We start from the raw sequence: 22,507 nt of genomic DNA, 5'->3' as shown, positions 1-22,507 counted from the left end.
TGCTACCGCTTAAAAGGTCGCGAAAGCGACCTTTTTTGTTTCTCCGTCAAGCTTGCGGCAGATCAACTTGGCTATTTTAATTTTCTCTTACACTTCGGACATCATTATTATCAATGAGTGCGTATCGTGATTAATTTGCCAATTTGGGATGATTCCCTAATCAAAAAATACAATATTTCAGGCCCCAGATATACGTCGTATCCAACGGCTTTATCACTTGAATCGGGGTATAGCCAAAAAGACTTACAGGCAGCGATTGATGGTTCTTCGTCCAAAGCGCTGTCTCTGTATATTCACATCCCATTTTGCCATCAGCTTTGTTACTACTGCGGCTGCAATAAAATCATTACCCGTCATCAATCAAAAGCAGATGTTTATTTAGACTACCTTGAAAAGGAAATTGCAGCCAAAGCGCCGCTTTTCCAAGACTATCGTGTTGAACAACTTCATTTAGGTGGCGGCACGCCAACCTTTTTGACCGATGAGCAGATGACTCGGTTGATCCTTATTCTCAATAACTCGTTTTCGTTTTCAAACGAGGCTCAACGCGGTATCGAAATCGACCCTCGCTCTCTTGCACCCAATATGATACGCCGTCTTCATGAACTTGGTTTTAATCGCGTGTCGTTCGGTGTACAGGACTTTAATGACGATGTGCAAGCGGCAGTCAACCGCCCGCAACAGGTTGAAGAAGTGTTAGCGGTATTGAATGAGGCTCGCACTCTTGGGTTTAAATCCATCAATATGGACATGATTTACGGTTTGCCGTTCCAGACCGTTGAAAGTTACCGAGAGACCATCGAGCAGTTGATTGCGCTCTCACCTGACAGAGTATCTGTTTTTAATTACGCACACTTACCTGATCGTTTCGCAGCGCAGCGTAAGTTGAAAGAATCCGACATGCCAGGTGCTGCAGACAAGTTAGCCATCTTCAAGCAAACCCTTCAACAAATGACACAAGCGGGCTATCAATTCATCGGCATGGATCATTTTGCCAAAAAAGAAGACGAACTTGCCATTGCACAGAATGAAGGTCATCTCCATCGTAACTTTCAAGGTTACACAACCCATGGTGAATGTGATTTGCTTGGTCTAGGTGTGTCATCAATTTCGCAAATTGGTCATATGATTTTGCAAAATGAAAAAGATTTAAAACCTTATTACCAAGCAATTACGGATAATGGCTGTGCGATTAGCAAAGGGATCACACTGCATCGAGATGATGAGATCCGCGCAGCGGTTATTAAACAGCTCATTTGTCATTTCGAACTCGATAAATCATCGTTTGAAGCACAATTTGAAATTACGTTTGATGCGTATTTTGCTGATGCAATTACCGCACTGCAACCACTCGTCGCTGACGGCCTTGTTGAGGTAAACGAAACAAACATCAAAGTCACTCGCACCGGTAATTTATTCATTCGTATTATCTGCATGTGTTTTGACGCTTATTTACAAAGCCAAGTGAAAAACACCCGATTTTCGCGCGTCATATAAGCGCTGTGTTGACACTCTAAAAAAAGGCTCAATGTCACATGACATTGAGCCTTTTCGTTTGTTGAGTTGTGGCTTTACTTCATTTCTGCAGCATTAGCAGCAACTTCTTTATTCACTGTATAACGGCCACCAGCAACATTCGTCGGCAAGAATGCCTCACTCAGCTGTGCAACTAAACTCGGCTCTAAAGCCAACTGTGCGGCACGTACATTTGAAAGGATATTTGCCGACTTGGTCGAACCTGGAATCGGCAAGACATCATCACCTTGCGCCATTAACCACGCCAACATCAACTGAAATGGGGTAATGCCCAATCCGTCCGAAATATCATAGAGCAAGTCATACAAATGTTGGTTTTTGTGCATATTTTCTGAGGTTGCGCGCTCTAAGCTGAGTCTGAAATCAGTTGGTTCAAAATCAAAACGAGCAGCTTGTCGAGAGCGTGGCACCATACCTCGACCAAGAGGAGAATAGGCAACAAAAGTGATACCAAGCTCTCTGCACTTAGGTAAAATGTGTTCCTCAACGCCTCGCGACCAAATCGAATATTCCGTTTGCAATGCGCTTATAGGATGAACCTTGTGCGCACGCTCCAACGTCGATGGGTCAGCTTCTGACAGCCCTATGGCTTTAATTTTCCCCGCTTTCACAAGTTCAGATAATGCACCGACGGACTCTTCAATGGGCACATTTGGGTCGATACGATGCAGATAAAATAAATCAATACATTCAACCCCGAGGCGCTGCAAACTTTGTTCGCATGCTTGTTTTATGTATTCTGGACGGTTGTTGTATTCACGGCGAAAATTTCCATCCGCCATGACTTCTTTGCCTCTGACGATGCCACATTTAGTCGCAACAACCAAGTCACCGTGGGTGCGTTTAATAAATTGCCCAATTAATCGCTCATTGTCACCATCGCCATAGAAATCGGCGGTATCAAACATTCTGACTCCACTGTCGTACGCGGTTTGCATGACGTTAAGCGCATCCGTTTGCGACAGTGCGGTGCCGTAGAACTCGGACATCCCCATGCAACCCAGTCCAAGATTAGGCAGCGTTTTATCAAGGTGTTTTAATGTGATGGTTTTCATCCTGCTTATTCCTTTTCACTGGATTGGAAAATCGTGTTTAGCTGCGCTTTTGTTGTTGCATCGAGTGCATAGTCAACCGCATTAAGGTTTGCGGTAAGTTGCTCAAACGATGACACACCGACTACGATGCTATCGACCTTTCTATTTTCAGCGAGCCACGCCAACGCAAGCGTCGCCATGGGCACATCGAGTTTTTCACTGAGCGTGCGCAGTTGTTGTGCTTTAGCAACGTGTCCATCATTCCAATACTTATCACGTAGCTGGGGGCTGTAGGTCGATAGCAAAGTATTTGGTTGCACATGTTGATCTAAATTTTTACCTGCCAAGATACCCGCAGCAAGAGGGCTCCAGCACATCAACCCCAATCCATACTGTTCTCTAAGCGGTTGAATTTCTTGCTCGACATAGTCACGCACTAAGAGAGAATATTCTGCCTGCTCAACAATCGGTGGTTCATAGCCCATTTCTTCGCAGACTTGAAATGCTTGCACCAATTGCTCTTTTGTCCAAGCACTGGTGCCCCAATACAAAATTTTTCCATCACGGATTAGGTCATCAAAAGTACGGATCGTCTCACGTAGCGGCGTATGTTCATCAAATCGGTGACATAAATACAGGTCGATATAATCCGTATCTAAACGCTTCAATGAATTCTCTACCGACGCTCGAACATGTTTGCGTGAAAGCCCTCGATCGTTAACGTCATCGCTCATTGGCCAATAGCATTTCGAACTTAAGACTAATTTGTTGCGGTCCAGTCCTTTAAAAGCTCGCCCCATTGCCTCCTCAGCATTGCCATACACATCGGCGGTGTCGAACGAATTAATGCCTTGTTCTACCGCATGATGAATAATTCGCTTCGAGTCGGTGTCATTTAACCGCTCGCCAAAGTTTTTCCAACCACCAACAGAAAGTATGCTCGCTGATAATCCTGACTGGCCTATTTTCCTGTATTTCATTTATTATCCTTAAATCTGCTTTGGGTAAACTATGCAATGCCACCGAGTTGCTTTACATGATTGGCGACTAAGTCGACGCTTAATTCAAGCGCGTCCAAATTATAGATAGAACCCGGCCCTATATACCCAACTTCTTGTTTTGTAAAACTATGCCGACTTTCACCTAATGTGTGGCTATACCAAGGTCGACCACTTACTTGCATTTCCTTTAGAAAAAGAGAAATATCTTCTTTAGAAATGAGCGGATCTGAGCCTCCGCCGACAAAGACCATAGGAACTCGACTTGCGTAGGAACTCAAATGGAGATCAGTACTTGGATTACCATGGATAGACACCGCAAGGTCTATCGCAGAGCTAGTTCTTGCCGCTTCGAAGGCTATCGAGCCACCGAGACAAAAACCGACCATAACTAATTTTGCCGCTTTGTTTTCCCAATGATTTTCCAACTCAGCAATGGCTTCTTGAATCCATTGCCGACAACGCGCTCTATCGCTCAATACTTCATACACCTCGAAACGCCCTTCCAAGATATAATGCACGGGATGTGTATTGACATTATATGGATGGAAAATGACGGTTTCGGCATTGAGCGCTTGGCTAAATAACCCCGCCATTCTTTGCATATATGCAGTATTTGCTCCTTGCCAGTCTGGCAAAAGCAACAATCGAATATTAGCGCTAGGATTGTTATTAAAACGAATAAAACCACTCGGTAAAGCAGTATTTAAAGGGAGCAATTGATTCGCTTTTTTAATCTGCATCTCTCTGATTTAACCCTAAATTTTGCATTACGATAAAATCAATGAGACCACTATTAAAAAACCGAATCAATATGCAATAATGAAACGCCTGTTTCAACAACCTTTAAAGCCGTAATATGTTTGAAATAGTTCGACAAATCAAAATAAACTAAAAAACACTCTTGACTTTCCGTCAATATAACTTTTTGTATTATTGACTCACATTAGCAATCTTGTTAGTATCCAAATTAACAACAAAAAAACAACCCACCAACATAAATCACATATAAAACCAATAGTTAACATTAGGAAGTGACAAACTTACAATTTAGTTCTTTAGGATAATAAAAGGATGTTTGAGCAAGAAAATAAAGGTATGAATTGGGATTTACTATATAACTATATGGTATTTTCTAAATGCGGCAAAATGAGAAAAGCTGCAAGCATGCTAAACATTAGTGTTTCAACGTTAAGTCGGCGAATGGAAAAATTGGAATCCGACCTTAATATGTCTTTGTTTAGAAGAAATGCAAATGGTATTGCTTTTACGGAAGAAGGCTATCGACTCGCAGAATATTGTAAATTACTGGATGGCAGTATCGCTGAAATTTCTCAAGCAATGCGCTTAACAGAAAACAATATTAGAAAAGTGGTTCGTTGTTCAATCGTTGCCGATATCGCTCGCTACTTGATCATTCCTCATTTAAATGAGTTTTATCAGAATAACCCAAATATTTTGATGGAAATGGATACGTCAATGCAGCTTGTTGATCTCGCAAATGAAGATTGGGACTTAGCCGTCCGCTTCTCCAGACCTGAACGTGGAGCACTTATCGTTAAGCGACTCGGTTCAACGCGGATAGGCCTCTACCGCCATCAAGAAATGCCCTTTGACCCCGACAAAAGCGTTCCATTTATTGGGTGGCACAAAAAGGATGCCGATTTTTTACCCAATGTTTTAGCAAGACAAATCGAAAACTACACGGAAGTGTTAAGAGTCTCTGACTTTTCTGAAGTCATATTAGCAATGAAAGACAAAGTCGGTATTGGTTTTATGCCTGACTATGTCGCCAAACAATTTCCTCAATTCGAATACGTAGATTTACCAGGAACATATCGAGATGTCGATATTTGGATGGTAGTCAGGGAAGCTTCCGCCAAAGCACCCCACGTTAAGCAATTTATGGCTTTTTTAAATCATCTTTTCTCCGACTTTAATTAATCTCCGCCAAATAAAAATGGGTTATTCATTATATTGAATAACCCAAATTAGAATCCTAATTAACAGTAACAAATTAAATACTGATTAACTTAGCCGAACTTTCATCTATCTTACGCTGAAACCGCTTGCTTTGATTCGTTGACAGATGAGGTACGAGCCTGTGTTGAGAACGCAAAGATCAAACCGAGTAACGCAAAGGATGCAGCACCAAAAGGTAGGAAAGTTAACCCGAGTGAGCTGTCGATGATGTAGCCACCAAACGCAGCAGCTAACGCGTTTGCTAGGTTAAACGCGGCAATGTTAAATGACGCGGCCATAACTGGCGCATCACCCGCTGCAATCATTGCATTTACTTGCAGTGGCGTAATCGTCGCAAACAACGCCGCACCAAATAGGAAGGTCAAAATGTACATTGGGATCATGTAGCTAGACAGAAGACCAATCGCCAGTAAGACAACAAAGAGGAAACCTAGCGTCGCATTTAAACCAAGGGTTAAATTCTTGTCTGTTAACCAACCACCGATTGGGTTGCCAACAGCCATACCTAATCCAAAAATAAATAACATCATTGAAATGTTACTTTCTTCAAACCCTGTGACGTCGATTAACAGAGGAGCAATATAAGTCAGTAGTGTAAACGTGCCAGAAAAACCGACCAAGGTCAGCAACAAAGCACGGATCACTTTTGGTTGTAATAATGTTTTGAATTCTGCGCCGATGTTTTGTGGCTTCTCCGATTTCACTTTTGGTACCAAAATAAAGATACCCACCATTGCGACAAAACCAAGAATAGCGCAAGCAACCGATGTACTTCTCCAACCGAATTCTAAGCCAATCATTGTTCCTAGAGGCGCACCTGCGATATTTGCAATCGTAGCCCCCATAAATACCATCGACATTGCGCGGGCTTGTTTGTCTTTACTGACCAACTGCGAGGCAATAATGGACGATAGACCGTAGAACGAAGCATGTACAAGCGCCGTAAAGACCCTTGAGAACAACAACGTTTCGTAGTTCGGTGCGAAAACAGCAATCACATTACCAATGGTGAAGAGCGCAAGTAAGAATACAACCACTTGTTTTCTTGGATACCTTGCCAAAATAGGCGTTAAAAGTGGCGCACCAATGACCACGCCAATGGCGTAGGCAGTAACAAGGAACCCAGCATCTGAAACGCTTATTCCAAAGTCTTGAGATACATTCAGAAGTAGTCCCAATATCACAAATTCAGTAGTTGAAATTGCAAAAGCCCCGAGGGCCAGTGCGAATACAGCTAATGGCATTTTTTATTCCTTAAGTAATTTATACCAATTTAATTTGAAGTAATTATTTAACTCCAAACAATAAAACAGTCACCAAGCACATTTGTTGACGTGTTTGATAATAACAATACAAAAAAGGAAATTATGTAATAAAAAATGCAACTCATGTTTCATTTTTAGGTATTGAACTAAAAACCCCTAATCAATAACATCATTTCAGTCCAGAAAAACGAATGAGATAAACACCAACACAAATCGAAATAAAAAATAAATATTTTTTAAATAAGATTTAAATCGAATTATTTGGACACTCAAAAACACAAGATTCGCAATTAAACAAAGGTATTAATTATGTGGAAAAACTCACACATTATTGTCGATGACATCTTCCAAGGATTTTCGGATGGCAACGACGCTGTTCTCACAAGAACCGAACTGTATAACAAACTGTTGAAAAATGAAGTTGATTTGGAAAATGTAAACTTCATCCTTGGCCAAGGCATCAACGAATTAGACCTTCGCAACATGTTGCGCTCTTTAGACGTTGATACTTCAAAATTTACGTTCGCCAACGAAAACAAGTACGTGAAAGCAAGCCAAAACAACACGCACAAGCATTATTTCCAAAACATTCTTGTCAGCGTGGCCCGTCGTCTAGAAAACAAAACGTATGAAATGGACTTAATGCTTGATGGCGGCAATGAGTTTTTCAGTGACCATATGACCGGCCAACACGTCCAAGGTATGGCGATTATCGAAGCCGCTCGACAAGCCTTTTTGTCCGTTACAGAACAGTTCTATCTGGCGTCAAAGGATGAGAAATTTTACTTTGTTATCAATGATATAAACATAAAGTACAAACGCTTTGTGTTCCCTGTAGCCTCGACCATTCAATACACTATTTTGGAAGAACGCTTAACCGATGACCGTATGTCTTTTGATGTTTCTGTCGATGTAATTCAAGACGGGAAGATCTGTGCAAATACGTTGGTGAGCTTCACAGTGTTTGAATACAACACGATCGATGAGAAAGAAAAACGCGCAGCGGCGAAAGTCGTCTCCTCATTGCTTGAGCAACACTCAACCACAGTTCTGGATAAAGAGCTGGCTTAAGTAATAGTTTTATAAGGAAATTGTGAAATGATTTTGTATACAATTAACGGCTCAGGCTCCGATTCCGTATTAGCTTTAGCGAAATGCTTAAATATTGAACTTGAGGTGAGACCTCGTTCGGAATTCCGCCCAGCACTTGAAGCTGTAAACCCAAGAGCTACAGTTCCGACACTTGTAGAAAGCCAAGATACTGCCATTACTGAAACGGCAACGATCTTACGTCTCTTAGCTAGACGTCATGGCCCTGAATTATTAGGCGAGTCTGAGTACATCCAAACCAAAGTTGATGAACTGGTAGGATTTATGAGTACGGTTGTATATCAAGGCTATTTATTAAAGTTTCGACCCGAATTCTACACCAGCGTTGAAGCCCATTACCCCGCAGTAGGCGAGAAAGCATTACAAGTACTTAAGAGCAACCTCCAATCTTGGGAGTTTTTCCTTACAGGCTCACAGTACTTAGTTGGTGACAAATTGACAATTGCCGACTTCTACGCATACGTATTGTTGAAATGGCAATCCAATATTGCTCCGCTCAACGAAACGGACACACCTAAACTGTTCCATTATTGGAACACGCTAAAAGCGCTCGAGTACTTTAAAAAATAACCCCTCCTTAAAGCCCTATTTTCCAATTGAAGGTAGGGCTTTTTTATCATACATGGGTATACCAAATGACTGATATCTACATTCAGGCCTGTCATTCTTATCTTCCCAATAAACGCATTCTTGTCACTGACGCTGTCGCAAACGAACTCTACGATGAAGACGAAGCGAGACGCGATGAATACGAATCTATTGCTGTTGAAGAGGAGTTATGGCCAATTGAAATGGCGTTGAAGAGTGTTCAAGAAACACTGAAGCAAGGCGCAAGTTCACGCGATGACATTGATTTTCTGACCTACAGCTTTATTCATCGGCAAGGCCATAAGCACTTGTGGCAGCCCGCGGCTTATTTACAAGACAAACTCGACTTGAATCATGCAATGGCCGTATCTGTAAATCATGGCTGCAATAGCATGATGCTCAGCACAAAACTGGCAATGGATCATTTACTTGCCAGTACTAGTCAATCCGCGCTTGTTGTTTGCGCAGACCGATTTGCTAATTCAGGCTTCGATCGTTGGCGTTCTGACTATGCAGTAGTTTACGGGGATGCGGCGGCCTCAGCGCTACTGTCCAAGCAATCTGGCCCACTCAAAATACTCCATTTTCAACAACAATCCGTTTCCAATCTCGAAAGTATGCACCGCTTCCAACGACCAGAACCTGAATCCATAGGAAGTGTTGCGTCCCAATACAACACACGGGAAGCAAAAAAAGCCTATATGAGCCATTACGGAAAAGAAGGGTTCATCAACAACATGCGTGTTGCACTGAATGGCATGAGAAAGCGCCTTATTAACGAAACAGCGCTTTCTGAATCTGTTGCAGATTGGATTGTTTTTCCAAATGTGGGGAAAAGCATTCTCAAAGGCCTCTATGAACCCCTGTTTTCTGACCTTGCAACGCAAAACTTATGGCACGTAGGAAAGACCATTGGACATGCTGGTGCGGCAGATCAGTTTCTTGGACTTGCCACTTTATTGAAGTCTAACAACCTGAAATCTGGTCAAAAAATATTGATGCTTGGCTCTGGTGCAGGGTTCAGTTGCAGCACCTTACTGTTGGAAGTGTGTTAGTTGATACGCGATGTTACGAATTAAAACCTCAGTCAGGGCATTATTTTACTTAATGCAATTCATTTTTAGAACCGCTGTTTCATTTATGCTCATTGCTTATAAATTCGTTCGTTCTTAAAATTAACAAACTACAACAACATTATTTTAATTTAATATAAACCGGCATTTTAATATGAAAAATGAAAAGTCAAAATCAAGTTTATATAGATATACTAGCAACATTGTGAAGCATAGAATAATCGTTATTTTACTCGTCGCAATAGCTTGTTTTCTAATTGGTCAAGGCCAAAATAAAATTGGAGTCAATACAGACTATAAATACTTTTTTGGTGAAACGACCCCTCAAATCGTCGCCATGGACGAATTAGAAGCAACCTACAGTAAAAACGACAACGTTTTTTTTGCAATTACCCCTAAGGATAATCAAGATATCTTCTCTAAAGAGGTATTGGGCGCGATTACTGAAACCACCAGCAAAGCATGGAAACTTCCTTTTGTTACCCGTGTGGATTCATTGTCCAACTTCCAACATATTGAAGCGAATGATGAAGGCTTAGTCGTTGAAGATTTGGTACGTCACCCTGAAGCGCTTTCAACACAGCAAATTGACAAAATAAAACGCGTCTCTTTACATGAACCGTTATTGTTGAATCGCATTGTTTCACCTGATGGAAAAAACGCCGGCATTAACATCATCATCCAGTTGCCCGGAGAGTCGCCGATGGAAACGTTCCAAATCGTTGGTGCCGCACGTGATCTCATCAAAGACATCGAAGCAAAGTACCCTGTCGACATCCGCCTAACGGGCGTGACCGTATTGAATGCAACGTTTGGCGAAGTGGGCGCATCAGATTTACAAAACCTAACGCCGATTATGAATGGCATTATGGTGGTATTACTGCTGGTCTTATTCCGCTCCATTTGGATGTTGTTAGCAACGCTTGCCATCGTCCAGCTTTCAAAAATGGCTGCGATGGGTTTAGTTGGTTACATCGGAATTCCAATTACAGCCCCGTCGTCAATCGCTGCGACGATCATCATGACGCTTGCTGTTGCTGATTCTGTGCACATCATCATGGGTATGGTGTCCGAAATGCGTAATGGCCTTGAACGCAAGTTTGCTGTCATTGAAAGTATTAAAAAACAATTCATTGCCGTACTGGTGACTAGCTTGACCACCGTTGTGGGCTTCCTATCTCTTAACTTTAGTGATGCGCCGCCATACCATGATTTAGGTAACATTACGGCTATTGGTGTTGTTGTCGCGTTTATTTTGTCAGTAACAATTTTACCTGCTCTGCTTACGCTACTGCCGATTAAAGTAAAACCGCAAAATAAAGCACAAACGATCACGGGCAAATTCTTCTCGTCCGTTAACCAATTTGTCATTAGAAGAAAGTTTTCAATTATCACGTTATCACTGCTCTTTATCGGTACGTGTGCTGCTTACATCCCGAAAATGGTCTTAGATGATAAGTTTGTTGAATACTTCACAAACGACATTAATTTCCGCGTTGAATCTGACTACATCTCAGACAATCTAACTGGTTTGTACACCATTGAATTCAATATTAAATCGGGTGCGACGAATGGTGTTGCAAACCCTGACTTCATGAAAAAAGTGGACGATTTTGCCAACTTCTATCGTGAACAAAGCGATGTCTACAACGTTAACGTGTATACAGACGTAATGAAGCGGTTAAACCGCAGCCTACATAGCGATGATGCGAACGAATACAAGTTACCAAAATCAACCACGGAAGCGGCTCAGTATCTCCTTCTATACGAAATGTCTTTGCCTTACGGATTGGATTTAACAAACCAAATCAACATTGAAAAATCTGAAACCAAAATGGTTGTAACGATGCGTGATGTGTCAACCGTCGAGTTACGCAAAGCTGCTGAACGTGGTGAAGCGTGGTGGCAAGCAAATGCTAAAAGCTACGAGCCAGTCATTGGTTCTGGTGCAACGGTAGTGTTCTCTCACATGTCTAAAGCGAACATTGAAGGCATGATCACGGGCACTATCCTATCGTTCATCCTAGTCACAGCGTTTATGTTTATTTCACTTCGCAGCTTAAAATACGGCTTGATCAGTATGGTCGCGAACATCTTCCCTGCCATTATTGCTTTCGGAATTTGGACCATTTTATACCAAGAAGCAGGTATGGCCATTTCCATCGTCGCGTCTGCAACACTCGGTATTATTGTTGATGACTGTGTGCACTTCCTATCGAAATACGTACACGCCAGACGTGACCTTGGTTACAACGCCGAAAACGCACTGGGTTACGCATTTAGCAGTGTAGGTGTCGCTCTTGTGTTCACATCTGTAACCTTGATGGCTGGTTTTATCGTCCTTGCGACGTCACCATTCCTCATCAACAGTACATTAGGCATCTTATCTGCAATTACCGTGCTTGCTGCACTGGCTATCGATTTCCTACTGTTGCCAGCAATCTTGCTACTCGTTGACCGTTCAACTCAGCCGCAAACAAGTACGGCGCAGCAAGATATGCCTTCACTAAGCACAAGCAACGTATAACCAAGCATTCATACAAGGAGTAAAAAATGAAACTGACTTTTAAACCTCTACTTATCGCATCAGCACTTGCGGTATGTTCAAGCTCACTTTATGCGATGGATAATCAGGGTGATCGCGGTTTGCAAATTGCCACTGAAATGGAACATCGCGACACGGGTTGGAAAGACCAAGAAGTAAACGTTGAAATGACGATGTTCAGCAGCACTGGCGATAAGAGTATTCGTTACATGCGAAACAAGGCTCTTGAAGTGGAAAACAATGGCGACAAAACGTTAGTTATCTTTGATCAGCCCGCAGACGTCAGTGGCACTGCATTTCTTTCTTTTACTTACAAAGAAGGAAGTGACGACCAATGGTTGTTCTTACCGGCTTTAAATCGCGTTAAACGTATTGCCTCTGACAACAAGTCAGGGCCTTTCATGGGCAGTGATTTTGCTTATGAAGACATCACCTCTCAGGAAGTCGAAAAGTACACTTATAAATACATTGGTGAAGACAAACTTGGTGAACGCGCGATGTTACAAATCGAACGATACCCAGTAAGTGAAACCTCTGGCTATTCGAAACAAGTTGTCTGGGTCGACGCTGAACACTACATCAGCCAAAAAATCGACTATTACGACCGTAAAGGATCTCTGCTAAAAACCCAAGAATTTGTGGATTACAAGCTCTATAACAACAAATTCTGGCGCGCCGACAAGCTAGTGATGGTTAATCATCAAAAGAAAACACGCACCGAAATTGAGCTAAAGGATTATGCGCTCAGTGCAGGTATTCCAGTGACTAACTTTAGTACTCGTGCCCTCACTCGTCTGAGATAAGCACGCACTGTATGCATGAGCATCGCTTGATGCTCATGCTCTAACACGAAGAAAGATTAAAAGGACTTTCGAGAATGAATACAGAATCAGAAGCTCAAGTGCTGATTGTGGGCGCAGGCCCGATTGGCCTAACAACAGGCATTCTACTGACACTAAATGGCATTCCTTGCCGGATTATTGACAAAAACAACCGCATTCCCAGTAAAGAATACTTTAGCCGTGCCCTCGGTTTGCACGCTCGTACACTAGAAGTCTTTGAAGACATTGGCGTCATTAAAAACATTATGACGAAGGGGCGCATTATCAATGGTATCGGTTTTTATGTTGAAGGCCGCCGAGTAACCGGTGTTTCCTTTCGGGAATTGCCAACAAGCTACCCTTTCATGCTAAGTATTCCACAAAGTGATACTGAAAGTATTTTAGAAGCCCGCTTAAATGAACTCGGTGTATTCGTAGAACGCCAGACAGAGCTCGTTGACATAGTTCAAAGCGACTTGTTTGTGACGGCGCAAATTCGTTTACCGGACGGTTTTTTACAAACCCAAGCATACGCATTTGTCGTTGGTACGGATGGTTTTCGCAGTAAGGTAAGAGACCTGTGCAACATCCCTTTTGATGGCTCGGAATACGAAGAGAGCTGGCTTCTTGCTGAATCGTATCTGTCACGAGATTTCCCAAGTGACGAGGCGAACGTCGTCATTTCTAAAAACAGTTGTTTCGCGGTCGTTCCTATGCCTGATGGCAAAACGCGAGTTACAGGGCCAGATACGAGTTCAATGAAAGACGTCGATGAGGTGGACTTAGCGCTCTTTGACACCGCGTTGAAAGAAATGGGTGCCCTTGCAAACATTTCTTACACAGACCCCGAACAAGTGACGCGTTTTCGAGTGCACAAACGCTTAGCTAGACACTACGCTAAACATCGCGTTTTCTTAGCGGGCGATGCCGCACATGTTCATAGCCCAGGTGGTGGACAAGGGCTGAATACAGGCGTTTTAGATGCCTATAACCTCATTTGGCGACTCAATTTAGTCATAAAAGAACAAGCGACTTTCGCTCTGATGGATGACTACGAAGTGGAACGCCGTCATGCGGGTGAAGTTACCGTCTTTGGCACTGATAAAGCAATGCAAATGCTACGTAGCAATCGCTCAGCCATGAGTAAATCCATTACCAATTTAGTTTTGCCTTGGTTAATGAAATCAAACTTTGGCAAACAATTGGCAGCGAATATGAGCCAAATATTCAATCACTATCGCCACAATTATACTGAGCAAGAACAGGATTACTATAACTGCTCTATCCAGCTTGGAGATCCGTTACTCAGAGTTGTTCCGCCTATCGATGTTGCGGGTGATCCACTTAAAATTCAGCCCAATGGTAAATTCACTTTCTTGGTTTTTTCGGCACACATGAAAAACGAAGCTCTTACTGCTGAATTGAAAAAACTTGTTGCCGTTGCAAAGAACTACCAAAACTTTTTCCGCCTCATTTTGATAGCTGATGCGCCAATGCAAAGCCTCCCTGATGTTGAGCTCGTCTTTGACAAATCCCGCTACATCCATAACGCATTTGGTATGAATGAACCAGGCGCGTATGTCTGTCGGCCCGATGGCATTATTGCCTCACGTACAAAAAGTGCAAATTTTGAATATGTCTTCGACACCTTCATTCAAAAGTCACTTCGTTTAAGAACAAACGAGTCGTCAGCGATGCGCGCAAGCGCCTAACTAAACTAGTCGATGGAAGTACTATGATGTTAAAACATCTCATCAATGGCCTGCTTATTGTTAGCTCTTCGGCATGCCTTGCTGGCAACCTGAATTGGAAAATGGAATCGGGTGTCGAGTTACGTGGGTTTGAGCATGCGGGGTTGGGCACAAATAGCGACGCTACGGTTTCATTGTATGCGGAGCCGGAATTTAGCTACGAAACGAGTCAGGGCACAGACATCTTTTCGGGTAAAGCATTTATGCGGGCTGACAACGAAGATGCACAGCGAAGTCACGCCGACATCCGAGAACTGTCTTGGCTTCACATCAATGAAGAATCGGACCTACGAGTTGGGATCAGCCGAGTTTTTTGGGGTGTGACCGAATCTCAACACTTAGTTGATGTCATCAACCAAACGGATCTCGTCGAAAATCCAGACGGAGAAGCCAAGCTCGGACAACCGATGATCCAATGGGCATGGATGCAGGATTGGGGTACGTTAGATTTCTATGCCCTCATTGGCTTTCGTGAACGCCGCTTTCCTGGTGAAGATGGTCGGTTTAGAACCCTCTACCCGATTGATAAACAGGCAGCAACCTATGAAGCCAGCAATAACAAAGATCGTATCGACTTGGCCGTACGTTATAGCCGCACAATCGAGAGTTGGGATTTCGCTGTTTCCCATTTTTCCGGCACGGCGAGAACTCCGGTATTAGAAGAGCGACCAAACATCGACGGTTTTAAGTACACACCCCATTACCCTCTATTGGAGCAAACCGGCTTTGTCTCTCAATATGTCCAAGGTGATTGGCTTTGGAAAGTCGAACTCATTAGTGCACAACAGCAGAATCAACGCTTTACCGCTAGTACTTTTGGATTTGAATACACCCAAGTAGGGGTCTTTGCAAGCCAAGCGGACTTAGGTTGGCTAGTTGAATACTCATTTGATGATAGAGGCACAAACGGGCCATCCTCTTTTGAACATGACTGGTTTGCAGGCTGGCGTTTATCGGCCAACGACCCCCAATCTTCTGAAGCTTTATTCGGTCTATTGTGGGACCCCGCTTCTGGTGAAAAGTCCGTCTCTATCGAAGCCAGCACTCGATTTGGCAACGACGTCAAAATTGCGTTCGAGATGCGCAGTTATAGCGGTGCTAAACCCGCAGATGATCTTTTCTCCGACGACGACAAACTCCTGTTCTTAAATTCAGAGAGTTACGCTCAACTTGAAGTTGCTTATTATTTTTAACCAAGGAATCCAGATGGAACACAATTACAAAAGCTACGCTTTTTTTGACGTAGACAACACGCTCATAAAAATAAAAAGCATGTTTTCCTTCTTAGAATTTATCGAAAAAGAAGCAAAACCCACAGTGACGATAAATCCCCAAGCAAAAGAAAACTTCCTCGCTTTGGCAAAACAGAACCAAGATAGGAATCTGGCAAACAAAGTCTATTACCAACTATTCAAAGGTATCGAGGTCTCTCTCTTTTACCGATTAGCGCAACAATGGGCAGACCGTCAACGCGAAGGGATTGCATCTCTCTTGCTCGAAAACACAGTGAAACGCTTACAAGAGCATAAAAATAACGGCACAGGAGTCATATTCGTGTCGGGGTCCTTTCCTGAATTACTTGCGCCTTTTATGGAAGCGCTGGATGCGGATGGCTGCTTAGCCACCAAAATTGAAGAATTTGATGGCGTACTCACAGGTGAAATCGACGCCCCACAAACTATCGGAGAAGGCAAAGCCGTCGCGGTTCGCACTTTTCTTGCTGAGCAAAATGTGTCACCAGAACAGTGTTTTGCGTATGGCGATGACATCAGTGATGCCCCAATGCTCCATGCCGTGGGAACCGCTACGGCCATCATTGGCAATCCCCTGTTAGAACAAGAAGCAGACAAATATCACTGGAAAAAACTACACGCTCAGTTGTAGTGAATTCACTTTATTTAACAAACCGAAGGACACGAAAAATGAGTTTATTAAAAGATAAAAAAGGCATGATCGTAGGCGCAACATCTGGAATTGGTCGTGCTGCAGCAACGTTATTTGCGAAAGAAGGTGCGGAAGTTGTCGTGATTGGCCGCCGTGCAGAATTACTGGAGAGCCTCGTTTCTGAAATCAAGGAGGCCGGAGGTAAAGCACATTACATTGTCGCAGACATTGCTAAAAGTGATGACATCAAGCGCATGACCGATGAAGCACAAACGTTGTTAGGACGCCTTGATTTCGCCTTTAATAACGCAGGAACAATCGGGAATTTCGCTCCTATTTTTGACCAAAGTGAAGCTGATTGGGACCACACCATCGGCACAAACCTAAAAGCAGTGTGGCTATCGATTAAAGAGCAAGCGATTGCAATGCGTGCTCATGGAGGCGCTATCGTTAACACGTCTTCATGGCTTTCTAATGGTGGCCTGATTGGGTCTACAGCCTATTCCGCAAGTAAAGCGGGTATGGATGGCATTATCCGCCCTGCCGCGCTCGAACTTGCTCAATATGGTATTCGCATCAATAACATTAATCCTGGTGGTGTTGATACTGAAATGACCCGCGAAGCATTTCAGCATGATGAGCAAGTGCTAAGTACGTTTGCAAAGTCTCATCCATTAGGGAAACTAGCTTCCTCAGAAGAAATCGCTGAACTTGCCGCGTACCTATTATCAGACAGAGCTAGAAACATCACTGGCCAGGCTATCTTTACGGATGGTGGATATGCCATTGCGGGTCAAAGGGGCTAACGGTGCGAACCAATCAACTTTTCAGAACTCGAAAATCGCCATTAATGGCAATTCTCGCTTCACTGTTCATTGGGTCGGTATCTGCTCAAGATGGGATGACTCAATGGTTCGATGATGAAACTCAATCCGAACGTATTGTCTTACCTGAAGGCTATAAGTATCCGAATGGCATTACTCACTCGCCAAAAGGCCGTGTTTTTGTTGGATCTGTCGTATCTGGCGACATACTTGAAATAAAGCCAAACAAGAAAGTACGCGTTGCATTTCCTGCTTCCGAGCAGATCTTTGCAGGGACAAGCTTGCGTTTCGATGAGAACACGAACGTTCTTTGGGTTGCGTCACCAGACTTCCTTGGTGTAACGGATAGTGATGGTAACGTCACTCGCAGGGCCCATCGAGTGGCCGCAATCGATGTGAAAAAGCGCAAAGTCCTGCGCATTTGGACCATGCCGAATCACGGATTCTGTAACGACATAGCTTTGGATGGGCAAGGTGGTGTATTTATTTCAGATAGCATCGCAGATCTCGTGCATCATATTGATTCACCCAGTGCGGAACTTGAACCTTATGCAACCAGTAGCCTGTTCTCGCCTGGCGAACTTGGGCCTGCAGGCATAGTCCAGCTAGCAAATAGCGACCTGATTGTTGGTCTATATAGTGCCGGAGAATTGCTACGAGTAAGCGGAAACGACCGCTCTGTTAGCCGTATTCCACTCCAGCGCAATTTAGAAAATCCTGATGGCATCTTCGCAATTAACGACAATAAAATCTTAGTTCTTGAAGGTGGAGCAAGTAGTGGAAACGGTAAGCTCGATCTGATTGATTTTAATGGTGATGCACCATATGCCGTTCACACGCTTGTCGAACATATTGAATCCCCACTAAATCTGACGGTAGTGGATGACAAAGTTTATATTACAGAAAGCAGGATAAGGCATTTACTTATTAAAGATACAGGTTTACCAGTACCTGAGGAGTTCTTTATAAGAGAAATCGACCTATCTAGCAATCCGTTTTACGAAATAGAATAACTTACTCCACAATGCCCCGATCGGACTGCCTTGTCGGCATCCTAGTTGGGGCATTTTTATTTTCGATCAATTCTTTATCCTCTGCTTGCAATCACCACGTGCTTTTATGCATACAAAGAAACCGTTCGTGATGATACTGCGCCATCGAGTGCAATTATTTCAATAAGCAACACTCATAACCTTAAATAGACTCGGCAGTTTTCTCTGTTTGCCACTTCAAATCATACCTAAATTTATTTTCTAATATTCAGGTAATTAAAGGACTACATGAGTTTTGAGCCGGCTCGACCCTTAACATCCGACATTGAGTCTAGGGTAATCTTACCGTTGAACAGTTAACCAGCAATAAATTGATTCGGAGTTTCATTCACGCCTTTATCAGAGGTTCAACGAAGATTCGCAATGTCAGAAATCAGAGCATAAATTAAATATAAGAGATGATTGGCTGAACATACACTGCATTGCTGATTACTTGGAAGACAATAGTAAAAAGCTTGATCATAGCGAGCATCATTTGCTTTGGTCAGAAAAGCCTCGTCCGGCTGCACTTCCGTTAGTAGCTCTGCGAAGGCAGATACATTCGACGCGAAGCTTCATAGCATGGTGTAGGTGTAGGTCAGAATTTACCGAGGTACGATGCTACAGGAGCCATTCCAACACCGAACTTCGTTTTTTGGGGATCGTTTCTCGAATTGGTCTGAATTTTCTAGAAAAAAATAAAGCAAAAAAGCCCGACTCTTTCGGATCGGGCTTACTTTAATTAAGAGTCGGGGGCGCCCAGCCTGGCGATGTCCGGTCTACGGCCAGAGGCCTTCGACGTTCAAAGCCGGTGAAGCAAAACTGTTTGCTTCCCTAATCGACTTTTCACCCTACTTTCACGTAGCACATCCCTAAACACGTAATAAATAAAAAGGCCTCTTCTTTCGAAGAGGCCTTTTTATTTAATTAGAGCCTGGCGATGTCCTACTTTCACATGGCAGCTGCCACACTATCATCGGCGCTGTTGCGTTTCACTTCTGAGTTCGGCATGGGGTCAGGTGGGTCCACAACGCTATTGTCACCAAGCATAAGCTGGTCGTCTACTCGCTACCGCAAGTAAACTAAATCTGGAACGCTAATATTAATGTCTTTTACTTCGTCGTTGTCTACTTTAGTCAATACTTAACTTCTAACAACTAAACCACTTTGGCGTTGTATGGTTAAGCCTCACGGGTAATTAGTACAGGTTAGCTTCACGCCTCACAGCGCTTCCACACCCTGCCTATCAACGTTGTAGTCTCCAACGGCCCTTTAGTGGAGTTAAACTCCAAGTGAGAACTCATCTCGAGGCTCGCTTCCCGCTTAGATGCTTTCAGCGGTTATCGATTCCGAACGTAGCTACCGGGCAATGCCATTGGCATGACAACCCGAACACCAGCGGTTCGTCCACTCCGGTCCTCTCGTACTAGGAGCAGCCCCTCTCAATTCTCAAACGCCCACGGCAGATAGGGACCGAACTGTCTCACGACGTTCTAAACCCAGCTCGCGTACCACTTTAAATGGCGAACAGCCATACCCTTGGGACCGACTTCAGCCCCAGGATGTGATGAGCCGACATCGAGGTGCCAAACACCGCCGTCGATATGAACTCTTGGGCGGTATCAGCCTGTTATCCCCGGAGTACCTTTTATCCGTTGAGCGATGGCCCTTCCATTCAGAACCACCGGATCACTATGACCTACTTTCGTACCTGCTCGACGTGTCTGTCTCGCAGTTAAGCTTGCTTCTACCATTACACTAACCGAGCGATGTCCGACCGCTCTTAGCAAACCTTCGTGCTCCTCCGTTACTCTTTGGGAGGAGACCGCCCCAGTCAAACTACCCACCAGGCACTGTCCGTAACCCCGATTAGGGGCCAACGTTAGAACATCAAACATACAAGGGTGGTATTTCAAGGACGGCTCCACAAGAACTAGCGTTCTTGCTTCAAAGCCTCCCACCTATCCTACACATGTAGGTTCAATGTTCAGTGCCAAGCTATAGTAAAGGTTCACGGGGTCTTTCCGTCTAGCCGCGGGTACACAGCATCTTCACTGCGATTTCAATTTCACTGAGTCTCGGGTGGAGACAGCGTAGCCATGATTACGCCATTCGTGCAGGTCGGAACTTACCCGACAAGGAATTTCGCTACCTTAGGACCGTTATAGTTACGGCCGCCGTTTACCGGGGCTTCGATCAAGAGCTTCGTCCAAAGACTAACCCCATCAATTAACCTTCCGGCACCGGGCAGGCGTCACACCGTATACGTCATCTTACGATTTTGCACAGTGCTGTGTTTTTAATAAACAGTTCCAGCTACCTATTCTCTGCGACTCCCGTCTGCTTACACCGCAAGGGCTTAACAGACAAGAGCGTACCTTCTCCCGAAGTTACGGTACCATTTTGCCTAGTTCCTTCACCCGAGTTCTCTCAAGCGCCTTAGTATTCTCTACCTGACCACCTGTGTCGGTTTCGGGTACGATTCAATATGAACTGAAGCTTAGAGGCTTTTCCTGGAAGTAGGGCATCAACAACTTCACACCCGTAGGTGCTCGTCTCGTATCTCAGCTTTAGCGACCCGGATTTGCCTAAGTCACCAGCCTACATACTTTCACATGGACAACCAACGCCATGCTTGCCTAGCCTGCTCCGTCCCCCCATCGCATTCATATCAAGTACGGGAATATTAACCCGTTTCCCATCGACTACGCTCTTCAGCCTCGCCTTAGGGGTCGACTCACCCTACCCTGATTAACATGGGATAGGAACCCTTGGTCTTCCGGCGTGCGGGTTTTTCACCCGCATTATCGTTACTTATGTCAGCATTCGCACTTCTGATACCTCCAGCATACCTCCCGGTACACCTTCAACGGCTTACAGAACGCTCCCCTACCCCGCAGATAAAATCTGCAGCCGCAGCTTCGGTGGTATGTTTAGCCCCGTTACATCTTCCGCGCAGGCCGACTCGACTAGTGAGCTATTACGCTTTCTTTAAAGGGTGGCTGCTTCTAAGCCAACCTCCTAGCTGTTTTAGCCTTCCCACATCGTTTCCCACTTAACATACACTTTGGGACCTTAGCTGGCGGTCTGGGTTGTTTCCCTCTTCACGACGGACGTTAGCACCCGCCGTGTGTCTCCCGGATATTACTTACTGGTATTCGGAGTTTGCAAAGGGTTGGTAAGTCGGGATGACCCCCTAGCCTTAACAGTGCTCTACCCCCAGTAGTATTCGTCCGAGGCTCTACCTAAATAGATTTCGGGGAGAACCAGCTATCTCCCGGTTTGATTAGCCTTTCACTCCAATCCACAAGTCATCCCCTACCTTTTCAACGGGAGTGGGTTCGGTCCTCCAGTCAGTGTTACCTGACCTTCAACCTGCTCATGGATAGATCACCGGGTTTCGGGTCTATACCCTGCAACTAAGCGCCCAGTTAAGACTCGCTTTCGCTACGGCTACCCTATTCGGTTAACCTCGCTACAGAATATAAGTCGCTGACCCATTATACAAAAGGTACGCAGTCACACCACGAAGGTGCTCCTACTGCTTGTACGTACACGGTTTCAGGTTCTATTTCACTCCCCTTACAGGGGTTCTTTTCGCCTTTCCCTCACGGTACTGGTTCACTATCGGTCAGTTGGGAGTATTTAGCCTTGGAGGATGGTCCCCCCATATTCAGACAAGGTTTCACGTGCCCCGTCCTACTCGATTTCACTGTGTATAAGTTTTTGTGTACGGGACTATCACCCTGTATCGTTACACTTTCCAGAATATTCCACTAACTACAACACAGCTTAAGGGCTGGTCCGCGTTCGCTCGCCACTACTAACGGAATCTCGGTTGATTTCTTTTCCTCGGGGTACTTAGATGTTTCAGTTCTCCCGGTTCGCCTCCTATGGCTATGTATTCACCATAGGATACCTATAAATAGGTGGGTTTCCCCATTCGGAAATCCTAGTCTCAAGCGCCTCTTACTGGCTCAACTAGGCTTATCGCAAGTTAGTACGTCCTTCATCGCCTCCAACTGCCAAGGCATCCACCGTGTACGCTTAGTCACTTAACCATA

Annotated in this window: 16 protein-coding genes and 2 rRNA genes; 12 read left to right on the top strand and 6 right to left on the bottom strand. The window is 44.2% G+C overall.

Annotation, left to right across the window (positions count from 1 at the left end):
- Nucleotides 1–126: 126 nt before the first annotated feature.
- Nucleotides 127–1,497: an oxygen-independent coproporphyrinogen III oxidase gene (hemN, locus tag NI389_RS11200; protein ID WP_308360000.1), complete on the top strand. Its 1,371-nt coding sequence runs from the start codon at nucleotides 127–129 to the stop codon at nucleotides 1,495–1,497.
- A gap of 74 nt (nucleotides 1,498–1,571) precedes the next feature.
- On the opposite strand, the gene NI389_RS11195 is transcribed toward hemN, so the two are convergent.
- The 3 genes from NI389_RS11195 to NI389_RS11185 are packed head-to-tail and all read right to left on the bottom strand — an operon-like array spanning nucleotide 1,572 to nucleotide 4,311.
- A complete protein-coding gene (locus tag NI389_RS11195) occupies nucleotides 1,572–2,591 on the bottom strand; it encodes an aldo/keto reductase (protein ID WP_308359999.1) in 1,020 nt (339 codons plus the stop codon).
- 5 nt (nucleotides 2,592–2,596) lie between these two features.
- On the bottom strand, nucleotides 2,597–3,550 hold the full coding sequence (locus NI389_RS11190) for an aldo/keto reductase (RefSeq protein WP_308359998.1): 954 nt from the start codon (nucleotides 3,548–3,550) through the stop codon (nucleotides 2,597–2,599).
- A gap of 29 nt (nucleotides 3,551–3,579) precedes the next feature.
- The gene (locus NI389_RS11185) at nucleotides 3,580–4,311 is read right to left on the bottom strand and encodes a dienelactone hydrolase family protein (RefSeq protein WP_308359997.1); all 732 of its coding nucleotides are present in this window, start codon (nucleotides 4,309–4,311) and stop codon (nucleotides 3,580–3,582) included.
- A gap of 331 nt (nucleotides 4,312–4,642) precedes the next feature.
- On the opposite strand from NI389_RS11185, the gene NI389_RS11180 reads away from it, so the two are divergent.
- On the top strand, nucleotides 4,643–5,512 hold the full coding sequence (locus tag NI389_RS11180) for a LysR family transcriptional regulator (RefSeq protein ID WP_308359996.1): 870 nt from the start codon (nucleotides 4,643–4,645) through the stop codon (nucleotides 5,510–5,512).
- Nucleotides 5,513–5,622: 110 nt separating this feature from the next.
- Here the strand turns inward: NI389_RS11180 and NI389_RS11175 are convergent, their stop codons facing one another.
- Complete coding sequence (locus tag NI389_RS11175) at nucleotides 5,623–6,795, bottom strand: MFS transporter (protein WP_308359995.1); 1,173 nt, start codon at nucleotides 6,793–6,795, stop codon at nucleotides 5,623–5,625.
- A 330-nt stretch (nucleotides 6,796–7,125) separates the two neighbouring features.
- On the opposite strand from NI389_RS11175, the gene NI389_RS11170 reads away from it, so the two are divergent.
- From NI389_RS11170 to NI389_RS11125, 10 genes are all read left to right on the top strand, one after another.
- On the top strand, nucleotides 7,126–7,887 hold the full coding sequence (locus NI389_RS11170; RefSeq protein WP_208842111.1) for an AfsA-related hotdog domain-containing protein: 762 nt from the start codon (nucleotides 7,126–7,128) through the stop codon (nucleotides 7,885–7,887).
- A gap of 27 nt (nucleotides 7,888–7,914) precedes the next feature.
- Nucleotides 7,915–8,496 carry a glutathione S-transferase family protein gene (locus NI389_RS11165; protein ID WP_308359994.1) on the top strand — a complete coding sequence of 194 codons (582 nt, stop codon included), beginning with the start codon at nucleotides 7,915–7,917 and terminating at the stop codon, nucleotides 8,494–8,496.
- 65 nt (nucleotides 8,497–8,561) lie between these two features.
- Nucleotides 8,562–9,569 carry a ketoacyl-ACP synthase III family protein gene (locus tag NI389_RS11160; RefSeq protein WP_308359993.1) on the top strand — a complete coding sequence of 336 codons (1,008 nt, stop codon included), beginning with the start codon at nucleotides 8,562–8,564 and terminating at the stop codon, nucleotides 9,567–9,569.
- A gap of 223 nt (nucleotides 9,570–9,792) precedes the next feature.
- Nucleotides 9,793–12,114 (top strand): efflux RND transporter permease subunit, encoded by a 2,322-nt coding sequence (locus tag NI389_RS11155; RefSeq protein WP_308359992.1) that lies wholly within the window; start codon nucleotides 9,793–9,795, stop codon nucleotides 12,112–12,114.
- Nucleotides 12,115–12,140: 26 nt separating this feature from the next.
- Complete coding sequence (locus NI389_RS11150) at nucleotides 12,141–12,935, top strand: outer membrane lipoprotein-sorting protein (protein ID WP_308359991.1); 795 nt, start codon at nucleotides 12,141–12,143, stop codon at nucleotides 12,933–12,935.
- Between the two features lie 74 nt (nucleotides 12,936–13,009).
- Nucleotides 13,010–14,665 (top strand): FAD-dependent monooxygenase, encoded by a 1,656-nt coding sequence (locus tag NI389_RS11145; RefSeq protein WP_308359990.1) that lies wholly within the window; start codon nucleotides 13,010–13,012, stop codon nucleotides 14,663–14,665.
- Nucleotides 14,666–14,688: 23 nt separating this feature from the next.
- Nucleotides 14,689–15,897: a hypothetical protein gene (locus tag NI389_RS11140; protein WP_308359989.1), complete on the top strand. Its 1,209-nt coding sequence runs from the start codon at nucleotides 14,689–14,691 to the stop codon at nucleotides 15,895–15,897.
- 13 nt (nucleotides 15,898–15,910) lie between these two features.
- Complete coding sequence (locus NI389_RS11135; RefSeq protein WP_308359987.1) at nucleotides 15,911–16,588, top strand: HAD family hydrolase; 678 nt, start codon at nucleotides 15,911–15,913, stop codon at nucleotides 16,586–16,588.
- A gap of 38 nt (nucleotides 16,589–16,626) precedes the next feature.
- Complete coding sequence (locus NI389_RS11130) at nucleotides 16,627–17,394, top strand: SDR family NAD(P)-dependent oxidoreductase (RefSeq protein ID WP_308359985.1); 768 nt, start codon at nucleotides 16,627–16,629, stop codon at nucleotides 17,392–17,394.
- Between the two features lie 2 nt (nucleotides 17,395–17,396).
- Nucleotides 17,397–18,425, top strand: a complete 1,029-nt coding sequence (locus NI389_RS11125; protein WP_308359984.1) for a hypothetical protein — start codon at nucleotides 17,397–17,399, stop codon at nucleotides 18,423–18,425.
- Between the two features lie 950 nt (nucleotides 18,426–19,375).
- Here the strand turns inward: NI389_RS11125 and rrf are convergent.
- A 5S ribosomal RNA gene (gene rrf / locus NI389_RS11120) occupies nucleotides 19,376–19,490 on the bottom strand.
- Between the two features lie 130 nt (nucleotides 19,491–19,620).
- Nucleotides 19,621–22,504 (bottom strand): 23S ribosomal RNA (locus NI389_RS11115).
- Nucleotides 22,505–22,507 lie beyond the last annotated feature (3 nt).

This window comes from Pseudoalteromonas xiamenensis (genome assembly GCF_030994125.1).
Classification (GTDB): Bacteria; Pseudomonadota; Gammaproteobacteria; order Enterobacterales; family Alteromonadaceae; genus Pseudoalteromonas; species Pseudoalteromonas xiamenensis_B.
The sequence above is the reverse complement of the archived record's forward strand: the minus strand, read 5'-3'. Positions and strand labels throughout refer to the sequence as shown.

What these genes read in the sequence shown, in the direction of transcription:
- NI389_RS11195 (WP_308359999.1), bottom strand. Translation starts at nt 2,591, where the DNA reads ATGAAAACCATCACATTAAAACACCTTGATAAAACGCTGCCTAATCTT.
- NI389_RS11190 (WP_308359998.1), bottom strand. Translation starts at nt 3,550, where the DNA reads ATGAAATACAGGAAAATAGGCCAGTCAGGATTATCAGCGAGCATACTT.
- NI389_RS11185 (WP_308359997.1), bottom strand. Translation starts at nt 4,311, where the DNA reads ATGCAGATTAAAAAAGCGAATCAATTGCTCCCTTTAAATACTGCTTTA.
- NI389_RS11180 (WP_308359996.1), top strand. Translation starts at nt 4,643, where the DNA reads ATGTTTGAGCAAGAAAATAAAGGTATGAATTGGGATTTACTATATAAC.
- NI389_RS11175 (WP_308359995.1), bottom strand. Translation starts at nt 6,795, where the DNA reads ATGCCATTAGCTGTATTCGCACTGGCCCTCGGGGCTTTTGCAATTTCA.
- NI389_RS11170 (WP_208842111.1), top strand. Translation starts at nt 7,126, where the DNA reads ATGTGGAAAAACTCACACATTATTGTCGATGACATCTTCCAAGGATTT.
- NI389_RS11165 (WP_308359994.1), top strand. Translation starts at nt 7,915, where the DNA reads ATGATTTTGTATACAATTAACGGCTCAGGCTCCGATTCCGTATTAGCT.
- NI389_RS11160 (WP_308359993.1), top strand. Translation starts at nt 8,562, where the DNA reads ATGACTGATATCTACATTCAGGCCTGTCATTCTTATCTTCCCAATAAA.
- NI389_RS11150 (WP_308359991.1), top strand. Translation starts at nt 12,141, where the DNA reads ATGAAACTGACTTTTAAACCTCTACTTATCGCATCAGCACTTGCGGTA.
- NI389_RS11145 (WP_308359990.1), top strand. Translation starts at nt 13,010, where the DNA reads ATGAATACAGAATCAGAAGCTCAAGTGCTGATTGTGGGCGCAGGCCCG.
- NI389_RS11140 (WP_308359989.1), top strand. Translation starts at nt 14,689, where the DNA reads ATGATGTTAAAACATCTCATCAATGGCCTGCTTATTGTTAGCTCTTCG.
- NI389_RS11135 (WP_308359987.1), top strand. Translation starts at nt 15,911, where the DNA reads ATGGAACACAATTACAAAAGCTACGCTTTTTTTGACGTAGACAACACG.
- NI389_RS11130 (WP_308359985.1), top strand. Translation starts at nt 16,627, where the DNA reads ATGAGTTTATTAAAAGATAAAAAAGGCATGATCGTAGGCGCAACATCT.